This is a genomic window from Paenibacillus glycanilyticus (genome assembly GCF_030161375.1).
Classification (GTDB): Bacteria; Bacillota; Bacilli; order Paenibacillales; family Paenibacillaceae; genus Pristimantibacillus; species Pristimantibacillus glycanilyticus_B.
Map to the genome: position 1 here is coordinate 496611 of NZ_BSSQ01000014.1, position 14017 is coordinate 510627.

Annotated in this window: 11 protein-coding genes; 4 read left to right on the forward strand and 7 right to left on the reverse strand. The window is 50.2% G+C overall.

The genetic code is table 11. The features are described 5' to 3' along the window. Positions 1–60 precede the first annotated feature (60 nt). Positions 61–2973 carry an S-layer homology domain-containing protein gene (locus QQK89_RS18820; protein ID WP_284240181.1) on the forward strand — a complete coding sequence of 971 codons (2913 nt, stop codon included), beginning with the start codon at positions 61–63 and terminating at the stop codon, positions 2971–2973. Between the two features lie 64 nt (positions 2974–3037). Here the strand turns inward: QQK89_RS18820 and QQK89_RS18825 are convergent, their stop codons facing one another. The 3 genes from QQK89_RS18825 to QQK89_RS18835 are packed head-to-tail and all read right to left on the reverse strand — an operon-like array spanning position 3038 to position 5271. Beyond that, positions 3038–4174 (reverse strand): serine hydrolase domain-containing protein, encoded by a 1137-nt coding sequence (locus tag QQK89_RS18825; RefSeq protein WP_284240182.1) that lies wholly within the window; start codon positions 4172–4174, stop codon positions 3038–3040. Between the two features lie 35 nt (positions 4175–4209). Further along, on the reverse strand, positions 4210–4845 hold the full coding sequence (gene trhA / locus QQK89_RS18830) for a PAQR family membrane homeostasis protein TrhA (RefSeq protein ID WP_284240183.1): 636 nt from the start codon (positions 4843–4845) through the stop codon (positions 4210–4212). 15 nt (positions 4846–4860) lie between these two features. Next, positions 4861–5271, reverse strand: coding sequence for a hypothetical protein (locus tag QQK89_RS18835; RefSeq protein WP_284240184.1), 411 nt, complete (start codon positions 5269–5271; stop codon positions 4861–4863). A gap of 315 nt (positions 5272–5586) precedes the next feature. Between QQK89_RS18835 and QQK89_RS18840 the strand changes: the two genes are divergently transcribed. Both QQK89_RS18840 and QQK89_RS18845 read left to right on the forward strand, forming a co-directional pair. Continuing rightward, a complete protein-coding gene (locus QQK89_RS18840; RefSeq protein ID WP_284240185.1) occupies positions 5587–6786 on the forward strand; it encodes an oxalate decarboxylase family bicupin in 1200 nt (399 codons plus the stop codon). Positions 6787–6869: 83 nt separating this feature from the next. Next, entirely contained in the window at positions 6870–7520 is a 651-nt protein-coding gene (locus QQK89_RS18845; RefSeq protein WP_284240186.1) for a cupin domain-containing protein, read from the forward strand. 79 nt (positions 7521–7599) lie between these two features. On the opposite strand, the gene QQK89_RS18850 is transcribed toward QQK89_RS18845, so the two are convergent. The 3 genes from QQK89_RS18850 to QQK89_RS18860 are packed head-to-tail and all read right to left on the reverse strand — an operon-like array spanning position 7600 to position 11515. After that, positions 7600–8688, reverse strand: coding sequence for an ABC transporter ATP-binding protein (locus QQK89_RS18850; protein ID WP_284240187.1), 1089 nt, complete (start codon positions 8686–8688; stop codon positions 7600–7602). Continuing rightward, complete coding sequence (locus QQK89_RS18855; protein ID WP_349816731.1) at positions 8685–10367, reverse strand: ABC transporter permease; 1683 nt, start codon at positions 10365–10367, stop codon at positions 8685–8687. Before QQK89_RS18855 ends, QQK89_RS18850 begins: the two co-directional genes overlap by 4 nt. 8 nt (positions 10368–10375) lie before the next feature. Next, positions 10376–11515 (reverse strand): ABC transporter substrate-binding protein, encoded by a 1140-nt coding sequence (locus QQK89_RS18860; RefSeq protein ID WP_284240189.1) that lies wholly within the window; start codon positions 11513–11515, stop codon positions 10376–10378. A gap of 167 nt (positions 11516–11682) precedes the next feature. On the opposite strand from QQK89_RS18860, the gene QQK89_RS18865 reads away from it, so the two are divergent. Next, entirely contained in the window at positions 11683–12576 is an 894-nt protein-coding gene (locus QQK89_RS18865) for a LysR family transcriptional regulator (protein WP_284240190.1), read from the forward strand. A gap of 57 nt (positions 12577–12633) precedes the next feature. Here the strand turns inward: QQK89_RS18865 and QQK89_RS18870 are convergent, their stop codons facing one another. Next, on the reverse strand, positions 12634–13491 hold the full coding sequence (locus QQK89_RS18870; protein ID WP_284240191.1) for a TolB family protein: 858 nt from the start codon (positions 13489–13491) through the stop codon (positions 12634–12636). Positions 13492–14017: the final 526 nt, after the last annotated feature.

Sequence of the window (14017 nt, forward strand, 5' to 3'; positions counted from 1 at the left end):
GTGTTTTATGCTATAATTTCTTGTTGGTATTACTATTTTTATCCAAAAAGGAGAGTATTAATGTCGCGTTCAGCAATTCGCACGAAATGGCTTGCAGGCATGATGGCAGCCGCAATAGCCGTAACGCTTCCTGTTCCGGTGAGTAAGGCCGCCGCAGCAAGCCCCGCGCCAATCGCGGATAAGGTGCCGCATTATACGGATGTACCGGATAAAGCTTGGTACGCAGAGGCGGTAAACGATTGGATTGCGAAGGGAATCTTAAGCCCGAAGCAAGGAGACAAGTTTGGACCCGAGGTTGTGATGACGCGGGGTAATTTTGCTTTTCTGTTTGCCTATTCGTTGGGCTTGTCCCCGTCCGAGAACCCTTCTACATTTAAAGATGTGAAAGATGACAAATTGGCCGGATACTACGCCGCTCTCCAAGAGGCGGGTCTCGCGCACGGTTTCCCTGACGGCACATTCCGTTCGAGCTTGCCTGTAACAAGAGCTGAAGCAGCCAGCTGGATCGCGGCTGCCAAACATCTAACAGCGCAAACCAGCAGTTCATTTCGCGATGTACCGGCGAAAAGCTGGTATGCCGGCGCGGTTAACGCGTTGACAAGCACCGGAATCATTGCCGGAAAAGCTAAGGATCGATTTGCCCCGGGCGACGTCATTACGCGGTCCGAAACCGTTACCCTCTTATATCGTTCTTTCTATAAATCTTACCGGATCGAGGATATCCATGATGACGGCACGATCATTATCGACGGCCATTCCTATCGTGCGGATAATTCGTTAAAAGGTTTATTTCAACCTTCGAACAAGTCCATCTTGCATGATGCTGCCATTCAGTTCACCCGGCGCGAGAATAAGATTGTTTCCGTCGAAACGCTGATAATCGGTTATAAAGACGCCTTGGACGGTCAGCATGCGAATCTCGTCTTGAATGCGCAAGGCAGCACGATTAACGGAACTGTTATCGTAGATGCGGATCAGGTTACGCTTGCCAACGTGATCATTAAAGGCGATTTGTATCTTGCTCCGTCTATCCAATCCAATTTCTCCGCGTCAAACGTGCAAGTAAATGGCGAGACGGTGTATGTGGAAGATGCTAATCGCCCACATACGCAGGTAGCGAATTTGTCGCTGCAGAACAGTGATTTGGGTCAATTGGTACTCGAAAACAGCGCTAATCTGAAGCAGATCGATCCGGCTAATCCCGTTCCGGGGACTCGCAGTCTGGCGTTGTCATCTCCTCCCATACCTTCTGGCGCTGGGACGTCACCGGGTCTTTACGTTCAAGTGATTGACGGCCTCATTCAACTGACCAATTCCGGCGGGACGACGAATTTCTCGGCTGGACAGTTTGGCTACGTGCCAAGCTTTCAACAACCGCCAATCGTTATACCTAGTAACCCTGGATTACAGTTTACGCCACCGCCTATATTCACACCAACACCAACAGTCCCGACAACACCAATAACACCGCCAAGTCCGGACACAAGCAATACGGGCGGCAAAAAGGTTGTATGCGAGAACATGAAATGCGACTTGGTTGCTTTTGTGCCTACTGAGGTCAGTACCGGAAGTACCGGTTCGATTGGCGCAATTACCGTTCAATCCGGTACTAGCTTGAACTATACGGGCAATCCGCAGATCGATACGCTTATTATCGGCGATCCTAGTGCAACAAGCGGCAATGGCGCGACTTTCACCGGTAAAGCCAATATCAATCATGTTACCGTAAACGGCAGCGGCGGCACGAATACAATCTCTCTGGTGGGCACAATTGGAACGCTTGAAATACAAGGCACTTCCCTATTGTCTTTGCCGGGAAATACGCAAATCAATAACCTCATTCTGCCGGCAGGGGTAAAACCACAGGCATTGTTCGCGAATCCGAACGACTTATCAAAAGTAGCGGCGATTAATGGACAATTGATTGCGCCATCCGCTCCTTCTACATCCACACCGCAGCCAGATCTGACACCGCCTAACGGTTTGAGTTCAAAAGCGGAGGTTACGCAAAAGTTAGGAAGCACTACTCATGCCGTTCTCTCGATCGCGGACGCCGATGCGGCAGAGCAAGGCGTCGATTACTATAAAGTGTTCGTAGCGGAAGACGGAGAAGCAACAACTTCGGATCCTTACTGGCGTGTTGAAGCTGCCGGCGAAGTGGACATCAAGCTAGACGCTTTAGAAGGAGGCATAGTTACGCCATCCGATTCGCAAACCGTGCATTTTACTATCGTCGCTTACGATCAAGCGGGCAATCCGTCGGTACCGACCATTAATGACAAGGCATCGGTGAAGTGGGATAAGGCTGGACCAACAAATGAGGGGCTAACGGTAACCTTGGAGGATACGGATGTTAGACCAAACTACATTGCCGGAAACATTCATGCGGCAAGCGAACAGTCTGACGTATCGTCTATCCTTGTTACCATTGTGGATCTTACGAACGACGTAAGCACCGAGCTGAATCGTTTCACGCAAGATAAGGATGAGACAACGGCAATGGAATCCACATATGTAGCGGATTCGTCCATTCTTCAGATAAAAGCGGCACCAGTGGACATTTACGGGAACGTTGGACCTTCCGTCACTTGCGAAGTTACCGACTGGGCAGACCCCGTTGCAAATCCCGAACCAAACGGGGTAACTTCGTTAAGTATCACGCGAAGCAGCGCAACTGCCGCCACTCTGACGATTACGGATACAGATGCTGAAGAGCAGGGAATCTCGTATTATAGAGTTTATATAGCAGTGAATGATGACGCATCCGAGGAACATCATGCTGATCATGTTAATATAGACCGTGGAATTACCATTACGCGGGAAATTGATTTAAGTTCATTGCTTGCAAACGATATTCTGCATGCAGGTGACACCGTTTATTTCACCGTTGAAGCTGTGACGCAGACTGAAATCTCTTCTGTTCCAACTGAAACGGACAAAGCTAGATTGGAATGGGGCACTTTCGAGCTCTAGAACGACCAATAACTCCCCTATGGCAGCAGGTTATTAATCCGTCTGCCGCAGGGGAGTTTTCTTATTATGAAAGACAGGAATACACGATGTTTCTCAGCCTTGGATGGACGTAAGGCTCCTGATTATTGATCAGGTGCTGCGCATACATGACCGTCAACTGCGACTCGGGATCAATGATCGCGTAACTGCCGGCCGCGCCGCTCCAACCGAATTCGCCGAGTGGGGACAAGGAGCCGCTGCTGGCTTTAGATATATGCGTTCTTACGCCTAGTCCATAACCGTAACCCGCGTGATGTTCCCAGTTATAGTCGCTCCGCGTGAGCTCGGTCAGATGATTCGTCCTCATCAGTTCTACGCTGGCAGCTGACAAGATGCGTACGCCTTCCGGGCTTGTCCCGCAATTGGTCAACGCGTTCAGGAACAGCGAATAATCGCTTACGGTTGACAGCAATCCTCCCCCTCCGCTCTCGAGTTCCGTTCCGAGACGGTACCAATCTCCGTCAAATCGATCGGCCTTGCCAAGTTCATCATTGAATATATATTGAGGTACAAGGCGGCTATGTTGCTCATCCGTTAAGAAAAAGCCAGTGTCGCGCATGCCAAGCGGACCTGTAATCTCCTCGCGGATATACGTGCTGAAGCGCCTCCCGTCAACGGCTTCCACTAGAGCTGCAAGAACGTCATGGCAAAAACTATAGTTCCATCTTGTCCCCGGTTCGAATAGAAGCGGTTCCTTGGCGAGAGCCCTGGCAAATTCGCGGGTCGGCAGCAGACCGTTCGTGCTTGTTATAGCCTCCCTCAGGGAAGGCGCAGCGAAATCGTAGGAGAAACCAGCGGTCATCGCCAACAGGTCGCGAACCGTTATCGGACGTTCCGCTAACTCCGTTGTAACGCCACCGTCCGATTGCTCCTTGCGTACCGTCATCTCCGAAAACTCCGGCAGATAAGCGGAGATCGGATCTCCGAGCAAGATTGTACCTTTTTCAACGAGCTGAAGGGCGGCCGTGCACGTTACTATTTTCGTAAGCGAATAGAGATAAATCAACTTGTCCTCTTCAATGGCGGTCTTCGCTTCCAGATCGGCGTATCCGGCACGGTAGCGGAACACCGTTTCATTACGGTGCATAACATGCACCTCCGCCCAAGGAATACGCCAGGCCGTGATTTGATCGATAAATCGGGACAACGGTGCAAAGTTCATTTTTTCCCCATCCTCTACTCAAATGAAATAAGGTGTCAAACGTATAATAGGACCGAAAAGAAATGACAGATCGATCCGGCGATCACAAAGAGATGCCACACGGCATGATGGTACGTGAATCCTCTCCATACATAAAAGATGCTGCCAACGGTATAACACACGCCGCCAATGACCAGAAATACGAGACCGCCATGTGCTAGATGGTCAACTAACGCCCCCCATGCAAAGACGATCATCCATCCCATAACGACGTAACCAAGCGTTGATAGGACTAGAAACTTTTTTACAAAGAACCATTTAAACACCACACCGAACACCGCAAGACCCCAAACAATGCCGAATAAACTCCAACCAAGCGGACTTCGTATGGATACGAGCAGATAAGGCGTATAGGTACCGGCAATAAACAAATAGATGGACCCATGATCAAATATTTCAAATAGATCTTTTACTTTCCCCTCTGGGAAGCTATGCAACAAGGTTGATGACAGGTATAAAATGACCATAGACAACCCGAATAGGGTGAATGATACGATATGCCATGCTTCGCCAATGTAACTCGCCCTTACAATAAGCAATACCAGAGCGGCAATGCTCAATCCTGCGCCAATGCCGTGGGTGAGCGCGTTAGCGACTTCTTCTTTTTTGGAATAGACATGCGTGCTAGCCATAGATGAACCACCTTCTTATGGAAAAATGCGAACTTGAAACGACACAAAAGTCGGGACTGCCTGCATAATATTGTTATTTTTGATCCCCGATGTGCTGAATAACCATTTCCCTTCAACTTCGGATGTTTCATTGGGCTTCAACCACTTGCCAACCGCTATTGTTGTATCGCCCGATTGGAAGTTGTTGTTTACTGCTTCTGCAAAAATAGCCTTAACCTCTTTTACGTATACAGGGTAATGTCCTTTATTTTTAATTGTCGCGTTAAATTGAATGGGCTGTGTAGCGTTTAAGTATTGTTGATCTTTGGAAATCGCACCCCAACCACTGACGAATGTATTTGGCGATAACCAAGGTCTCAAATAGCCAATTAAGAAAACACCAAGTGCCATGCAGAGAAACACTGGAATCAACCATAATTTCCGCAAAATCTTCCTCCCTTCTAATGCTCCGGCCTATGTATTACCTTTTCAATGTCACAAACTATTATCTCGTCCGGGTTTCGTTACTTACCTTCTCCATTTTACTCTTTCATTTCCGGATCCTACAACTTTACTTCCCGTGTGCTTAACGGTGCGGGACATCATTAGGCACCTCGTTGATATGCCAAATGATCTCCTCCCCCCATCTTCCCAGCCTGCCTCATAAAAACCAACCCTTCCCTCATAAGTTTGTTTGAAGAGCTTAAAGTCTATGCTTACGAAGCAAGAATCGCTTTGCAATTCTTTGTAGGAGGGAAAGGTATGAACGATTCGAATTCCGGCGGCGGCAAATCCGAGCCTATTAAGGTTCCGCAACCCTATCGTGCCATTGATGGCGCCGGGGGGCCAGATCTAGGCCCGCGGGATATTATGAGAGATCTCGAGAATCCCGATATGCTTCGCCCGCCGGTGACCGATAACGGTCTGGTTCCGAACATGAAATTTTCTTTCTCCGATACCCATATGCAGCTTAATCAGGGAGGCTGGTCCCGCGAGATTACGGTCCGCGAGCTGCCGATTGCCACTACGCTCGCCGGAGTAAACATGTATCTGACGCCAGGCGGCGTCCGGGAATTGCATTGGCATCAGCAATCGGAATGGGCTTATATGATCTGGGGCAGCGCGCGGATTACTTCGGTGGACCAGGACGGACGCAATTTCATTGCGGATGTTGGCGCGGGCGACTTATGGTTTTTCCCGGCGGGATTGCCTCATTCCATACAAGGGCTTGAGCATGGCTGCGAGTTCCTGCTTGTGTTTGACGACGGCAAATTTTCCGATCTGAACACGCTGTCGATCTCCGATTGGTTCGCACATACCCCGAAGGATGTGTTATGCGCCAACTTTGGCGTTCCGGAATCCGCGTTCGACTCGATTCCAACGGACCAGCTGTATATTTTCCAAGACGAAGTACCCGGTTCTCTCGATAGCCAGCAGGTTCATTCCCCCTACGGGACCGTACCGCAAAGCTTCAAATACCGGCTGCTCGCCCAGACTCCGATTGTAACGCCAGGCGGTACGGTACGAATCGCGGACTCGACCAACTTCCATGCCGCCAAAACGATTGCCGCCGCGCTCGTCGAGATCAAACCCGGCGCCATGCGGGAACTCCATTGGCATCCGAATAATGACGAGTGGCAATATTATTTGACCGGACAAGGAAGAATGACCGTCTTTGCGGGCAACGGTGCGGCCAGAACGTTTGATTACCGGGCCGGCGATGTCGGCTATGTTCCATTTGCTTATGGGCATTACATTCAAAATACAGGCGACCAGTCGCTATGGTTTCTCGAGATGTTCAAAAGCGACCGATTTATGGATGTCTCCCTTAACCAGTGGATGGCCCTTACGCCCCGTGACCTCGTCAGAGACAATCTGCATGTCGGACCAGAGCTATTGAACGCGCTGCGCAAGGAGAAATGGCCGGTCGTGAAATACCCGGGCAAGTCCTATCTGAAATAAATAGGCGGACGTCGTGCCGGGCGAACGCATAGGATATCCCATTAGTTTTTCAAAATCGATGTCTTCGGAAAGGCGGAGAGCTAGTGGCGGTATCCTATATGGATTTCACTTCCCCTAACGTGCAGTTTTGGTACGATGTCAACAAGAACACCACGTTCAAAAAAGACAACCAGAACTTTATTAATACGCTTGGCATTGAACAATTAAATACGCTTGGCAATGTCTCCTTGCTTGATATTTATTTGAGCCGTTCGAATGTCGTAGAACCGCATATTCATCAGAATGCTACCGAACTTGTCTACTGTATTTCCGGCGCGGCGCTTGTATCCCTCATTAACCCGTTTACGAAAAAACTGCTGAATATTCCGATCACTCCCGGCCAAGTCGCCAATATTCCGCAAGGCTGGCTGCATTACGAAATGGCCACGGTCGATAATACCCATCTGCTGGCGATCTTCGACGCCCCCGTTCCGGAGTTTATCGGAATGTCCGATATGCTGCGCTTGACCCCTCCCGGCGTGCTTGCCCATACTTATTGCCTGAATGAACAAATGGTCCAGCAGACGCTTGCTCCAATTACGGATACGACGGTAATCGGGCCGCCGGCCAATTGCCAGCCTATGCCAATGTCCCGCGAACAGCAGCAACAGCAACAACAACCACAGCAGCAGCAATATCCATATCCTCAACCATTTGGTTATATTCCGCAACATAATCCAACCTTTTTCTTCTAATAAATTGACCTTGTATTCATCAAAAAAGACAGCTGCCGATGTCCTTTGTGTGAAAGGACCCGTGAGCTGTCTTTTGTTATTAAGCCGACTGACGCGGATAGACGAACACATCCGCAACGCTTATATGCAAACTTCCTTCCTGGCCTGCCTCCAAATACTCGTCATTCAGGAAGGAGATGGACTGGCCGTCTCCGGTCTTTGCAAGCACGCGCCAGCGTTTGCCCTCAAACACGCTGTGAAGCACATGGACGGTTAGCTGATTTCCTTCAGCCGAAGGGTCGCTCCGATATAACGCCGAATCCGGGCGGAACAGCAAATCCACCGCTTCCGCATGTTGAACCTCCGAACTGCCGCCTAGCGTAGTTCCAACCATGTCGTGTCCGGCAATACGCACCGTTGCATGCTCCCCTTCGCTGACGAGCGTGCTCTTCAGACGGTTGCCCGCTCCAAGCAGCATCGCCGCGGATAACGTTGCCGGGCGTTCATAACAGATTTGCGGACGGTCAATCTGATCGATTGCTCCCGATCGCATAATCATGAGCCGATCCGCCATGGCAAAAGCTTCATCCGGATCATGGGTCACATGGAAGACCGTCGTGCCTAGCTGACGGAACAAGTAAGCCATCTCCGAACGCATCTCAATGCGCAGGCGCATATCCAGATTGGAGAGCGGCTCATCCAGCAATAGCAGATCCGGCTTTGTCGCAAGAGCGCGGGCAATCGCCACCCGCTGTTGTTGTCCGCCGGATAGCTGCGGCGGGAGACGATCCTCTAGCCCTTCGAGATGCAGTAACGCTACAAGCGCGGCAAGTTGTTCCTTGATTGCGGCTGCAGGTACCTTTTGCCTTCGGAGTCCGTACGCCATATTGTCATAGATCGTCATATGCGGCCATAACGCATAGTCCTGGAACACCATGTTAATGCCGCGTTTCTCGGGTGCAACCATCCGAGATGCCGATGCCACGGTTGCTCCCCGCAGGCAAATCTCGCCTTCATCCGGCTGCTGAAGACCCGCGATCAACTGAAGCAGCGTAGATTTGCCGCAGCCCGACGGACCAAGCACGCTAATGATCTCGCCTTGCTTAACCGAGAAATTAATATTTTTTAGCGCCGTATGGGATCCAAAGGATTTGCCTAACTGCTTCACTTCCAATATGGTAGTAGTCATGATTTTACCCGCTTTCTTGAAGGTTTGATGAGCAGTTCCATGACCGCAATGATGAGAATAACGAGACCGCCGCCCGTTAAGGTCGCCGCAGCCGCATAGCCGAACTGCAAATCCTCGAACGCTTTGTTAATCACTACCGGAAGCGTCATAAAGTTAGGCGGATACAAGATGGACGAGATCGCCAGATCAAACACGCTCGCCCCAAAGGCGGCTAGACCCGCGTACAACATGGCCCCTTTGATGAGCGGCATTAAGATCGACGTAACCCGCTGCCAGAAGGATGCGCCTTGCATTTGGGCCGCCGACAACAGCTGTCTCGGCACCTTCGCCATCGCTCCAACAACAACTCTCGTAATGACCGGAATTACGCCGGCTACGCTTGCCAGGATCAGAATCCAAGGCGTTCCGTAGAGGAGAAGTCCGATTTTCTCCAGCCAGGCCTGATTCCAAATAAAAATATAACCGATGCCAAGCACGATTCCCGGCACAGCCAGCGATACAAGTGAAATGACGTCGATCGTCTTGCGCAGCTTGAATTCGGAATAAGTCAAGACATAAGCAACGAGGAAACCAACGAATAACCCAATCACCGCCGCTACCGCCGCAATCTCAAGCGAATGGATGAGACCTTCCAGCAAAGCGTCGTTTTTCCCCGCAAATAAAGCTCTATAATGTTCAAACGTCAACCCCTTGCCGGAGGAAGAGGAGCTGCCCGAAATAGACATCAGCAGATTGGAGCCAAACGGGATGCCGATAACAACCGCAAGAAAAACAAGGTTCCCGATGACAAGATAAATACCGCCTTTGCGCGGTTTTCTAGGTTCCGAGCGCGTGGCCCTTGAAGACAGAAAATCGTACCGGGATTTACGCATCGCATACAGTTGAACGCTCATCGCAAGCGCAATGAGCAGCACGAGATAAAACGATAACGCCCCAGCCATATCAAACCGAATTGGGGAGGTGTACAGCGCTGAATAAATGGAATAAGGCAAAGTCGGAAAACGGAATATCGTCGCAATGGATGCCGGAAGACCAAAGTCTCCTACCGTATCCATAAAAACAAGCATCGCTCCGGAACAAATCGCCGGCAGCAGGAGTGGCGCTTGAATCGTCCGCCATACGGTCCAGCTGGAGCCGCCGGACAATCGTGCGGCTTCGCTCAGCCGGTCCACCTTCCATTCGAGTGCCGAATATACCGTTAAGTAGGCAAGCGGGAATTTGCTTAACGTCATGACCACAATCAGTCCAACCGGTTGGAAAATAAACGAATGAAGGCTATGCCAACCCAGCCACTGCGCGGCTAAACCGTCGGCAGAAGCAAACATCACCCAACCTTGCGCCAATATAAAGGACGGGGTAATGATGAGTATCCAAACGGCGAAATCAAGCAGCTTTGCGCCCCGGAAAACCCAATTGGCTCTCGCCATAGCAATCGCCGTCCCGATGATGGTTGCAAATACCGTCGTCCCAATACCCAGAATGACGGAATTTTTAAGGGATACATACCAAAGCGGCCGCCGGAATACGTCCAGCAGCAACGACAGGTTTCCCAGTTTGAATTGACCGAAAAAAACGCCCGGCAGAAGCACTTGAATGACTACGGCAAAAAGCGGCAGCAATATAAGCAGAAACAGGACGGCTAGCACTAGCCAGCCTGTCCGGTTTCCTTGTGATCCCATTCGCAGCATTATTTCACCGCTTTATCGGCAAACCATTGTTTGATTTCGCCTTCATGCTCGCCTGCCCAGCCCGCTTCCGCAACAACCAGCTTTGCGTCAGCCGCACGGTCCGCTTTTGCGTTAACGCCTTTTACCGAAGGCTCGAAGTAACTCTCGTCGCCTTTGTCGATCAATGCCTGCTGCGTTGCCGGATCAAGCAGGAATTCTACGAATGCTTTTGCCGCTTCTTGATGTTTGGATTCCTTCTGAATGGCAGCAACGCGTACCGAAGCCGGTGCGCCTTCTGCCGGCCAAACAATATCAACAGGTTCGCCGGAGTTCTTGAGCGTATACGCATTGCTTTCTTGAAGCGCCGCGGCTTTGATCTCGCCGTCCGTCAAAGCTTTTGCCACGTTAGGGTTTTTCGGGTAGACATGAACATCGTTTTTGAGCAGAGCGTCAAAGAAGCTTTTGCCTTGATCCATGCCTTCCGATTGGAAGAACCAAGCGACAAACGGGTACGCCGGAGCCGCTACGGCAGGATCGGCCATGCCGATGGTACCTTTGAATTTGGCATCCAGCAGATCATTCCAAGTTTTCGGGGCGCTGTTTGCGTCAAATGCTTTGGTGTTGTATACGATAACCGATGCGGCATGCTCGCCTGTCGGGAAGTAAGTATGGTTAGTTGGGACAAGCGATTTGGCAAAGTCAGTCAACCCGTCCAAGTTGCTTGGCGCCCAGCTGTCGAGAAGCTGGCCATTTTTGCCCATCTGGTCAATTGTTGGCATGGAGTCCATCCATACGACATCCCAATGCGGATTGCCTTTCTCCGCTTCGATCCGGGAAGCGATCTCCGCGCCGTTGCCGGAAACGATCTCCAATTTATAGCCTGTTTTCTCTTCGAACATCGGCTTAACGATATCGTCGAAGTCGTTCAAATAAACAACGAGAGGTTCGTCTTTGCTGGCATCTGCCGCCGTGTTGTCTGCAGCCGGTTCTGTGGATGTCTCTGTGCTGGCTTCAGTGGTTGCCGCGGCATTATTCGTGGCTCCCGCCGTATTAGCTTCGTTATTGCTATTCGCGTTGTTGCCGCATGCCGCCGATAATGCAGCTGATACCATCAATACGCTCGCAAGCATAAGACCCTTCATTTTATATCCGTTTGCCATTTCTCTTACCCCTCCAATATCTTTTTCTTTCATTCTCAGATTAACGAGAAATTGTAAATGGAAGATTAAGAGAATGATAAGATTACATTAAATAACGTCTATCCTTATTGATAGGTTTATCGAAATTATCTATAGTTAGGCAGTAGAGATAAGGAGATGAACCTGAGATGAACTTACAGCAGCTTCGCGTATTTGCGCATGCCGCCCGTCTGTCTACCTTAACAGAGGTAGCAGCCGAGCTTTCCCTTAAACAACCAACCGTCAGCTTTCATCTGAAGAAGCTGGAGGAAGCCCTTGGCGTAGAACTGTTCTACAAACATCCCAGGCAGCTCCGGCTTACCGATGCCGGACAAACCCTTCTTCCCTATGCCAAACGCATTTGCGCGTTATTGGATGAATCCAGCCAGTTAATGATGGAGATTCGGGACCAAGGCCGCGGACAATTAAAAATAGGGGCGAGCTATATACCCGCCACCTACTTTCTGCCGCCGTATTTGGCTGCCTTCCAGGCTGATCACGATAAAGTAATTCCCCAGCTTACGGTCAAACAAGCCGGCACGGTGATTAAACTGCTGAGAGAGTTCGAGATTGATGTGGCCGTAGTCTCGCTAATTGTCCGTCCGCAGGAAGATCTGGAGATTATCCCGCTTGCGGATGACGATTTGAAGCTTGTTCTGCCTTTTAACCACCATCTGGCCCATCAAGAGACGATCACCGTTGACGATCTTCGGACGGAATCCTTTCTCCTTCACGAGCATGGCTCCACCTCCAGGGAGTTGTCCGAGTTATGGGCAAGGGACAACGGGCTGGAATGGAAGATTGGAATGGAGCTGGGTGCAATTGAGACAATCAAGGAATCCGTCAAATACGGGATTGGCATCGGCATTTTGCCATGGCGGAGCGTGAAGCGCGAAGTGGAAGGGAAGGAGCTCGTCCTGCGGGAATTGCCGGGTAAGGTACAGCAGCGGCACATTTGTCTCGCTTTCCGGAAAGCCGATATCTTGGCTTATCATGTCCGTTCCTTCATTCAATTCATGAAGCACTCCTGCCAGAAGGAATAAAGAAAAGCCGTTCTGCAATCATCGGATGATGATCTTCGACGGCTTCTCTAACCACTATTAGGAGTTCAACCGATAACTTACAAAAGCAAGCTGCGTGCTGTCCGGCGACCACGAATTGACGTTAATCGTTCCTTGTCCGCCAAACAGCTGAACGAGCGTCCGGTATTCGCCGCCTTCACTTGACATGAGACGGATTTCCACCTGCTTGTTAGGGGGATGGTCGCCAGGCTCAACATCGCCTTTCCGGTACGTTATATAGGCAACCAAGCTGCCATCCGGCGACACGTGAGGAAACCAGTTGTTGCTCTCGTCAAACGTCATCTGCGTCTGCTCGCTGCCGTCCGCCTTCATCCGCCAAACCTGCATAAGTCCCGTCCGAACCGAATTGAACCAAATATACTCGCCATCCGGCGAATACTCCGGACCATCGTTAAGTCCGGGAACGTTCGTCAATTGCGTCTCTTCTCCGCCAATGGCCGGGATGATATAAATATCGTATTGGCCGTTTCTCTCCGCGCAATAGGCTAGCGTGCTGCCGTCCGGCGACCAGCCATGCAAATAGCTTGGCCCCATTGGAGTTACTAATACGGGATCCCCGCCTTCGATCGGAATTACATAAATGCGGGATTGCCCGTCTTCCTTCGTATGATGGCTGACGGCAAGACGGGAGTTGTCCGGAGACAAGACGTGGTCGTTATTGCAACGGTTGGCATATAACGAAGCTATTTCTTGGCTTCTCCCTTGTTCAATATCATAGCTATAGATCCGGCCCTTGCTGTTATAGATTAAGGTTTTGCCATCGCTTGTCCAATTCGGCGCTTCAATTAAGTAATCAAATTGCGCAAGTACGCGGCGCTCTCCCGAGCCCGCATCCACAATCTCTAGAAAGCTTGTAACGCCTGCTGCATCCGCCATGAATCCCTCTCCTTATGTAACCGTTTTTATAACCCGATTGTAGGTTAACGACTACAGAAAGAATTGTCAATCCAAACCGGACCCTTTCCTGTACAAAAAAAAAAGGAGGTGTCCCATAAGTCATGAAAATGACGATGGGACACCCTGTTTTTTGTTTTAGGTAAACCAGCTGCCTGCGCATTAAATGTTCTTCCAATCGCCATTGCTCAGGGATTCCCTTTAATCAACGAGGTAAGGTAGGAATCCCTGAGCAAAAGCGACCGCTTCAAAGCTTTCTGAAAGAAAGCTACTTCGTAAGCATAAACTTCGCTTCTCCAGAATCATTTAATGCTCCGTCTGCCTTTAACCTGTTCATGAAATGCTCAAACAAAAAGAAGCCAACCCTTGTTAAAATGGAGGTACCACCCAACCATTCTAAGTAAAGAGAGGCTTCTTTATGTACAAAGAATATAACATCGATCAACTGTCCTTGCCAATGGACTTGCAAGAAGATATCCCCGAAAATCATCTCGTACGCGTCATCAAC

Coding starts and splice junctions, on each gene's coding strand:
- QQK89_RS18820 (WP_284240181.1), top strand. CDS start 61: ATGTCGCGTTCAGCAATTCGCACGAAATGGCTTGCAGGCATGATGGCA.
- QQK89_RS18825 (WP_284240182.1), bottom strand. CDS start 4,174: ATGAACTTTGCACCGTTGTCCCGATTTATCGATCAAATCACGGCCTGG.
- trhA (WP_284240183.1), bottom strand. CDS start 4,845: ATGGCTAGCACGCATGTCTATTCCAAAAAAGAAGAAGTCGCTAACGCG.
- QQK89_RS18840 (WP_284240185.1), top strand. CDS start 5,587: ATGAACGATTCGAATTCCGGCGGCGGCAAATCCGAGCCTATTAAGGTT.
- QQK89_RS18850 (WP_284240187.1), bottom strand. CDS start 8,688: ATGACTACTACCATATTGGAAGTGAAGCAGTTAGGCAAATCCTTTGGA.
- QQK89_RS18855 (WP_349816731.1), bottom strand. CDS start 10,367: ATGGGATCACAAGGAAACCGGACAGGCTGGCTAGTGCTAGCCGTCCTG.
- QQK89_RS18860 (WP_284240189.1), bottom strand. CDS start 11,515: ATGGCAAACGGATATAAAATGAAGGGTCTTATGCTTGCGAGCGTATTG.
- QQK89_RS18865 (WP_284240190.1), top strand. CDS start 11,683: ATGAACTTACAGCAGCTTCGCGTATTTGCGCATGCCGCCCGTCTGTCT.
- QQK89_RS18870 (WP_284240191.1), bottom strand. CDS start 13,491: ATGGCGGATGCAGCAGGCGTTACAAGCTTTCTAGAGATTGTGGATGCG.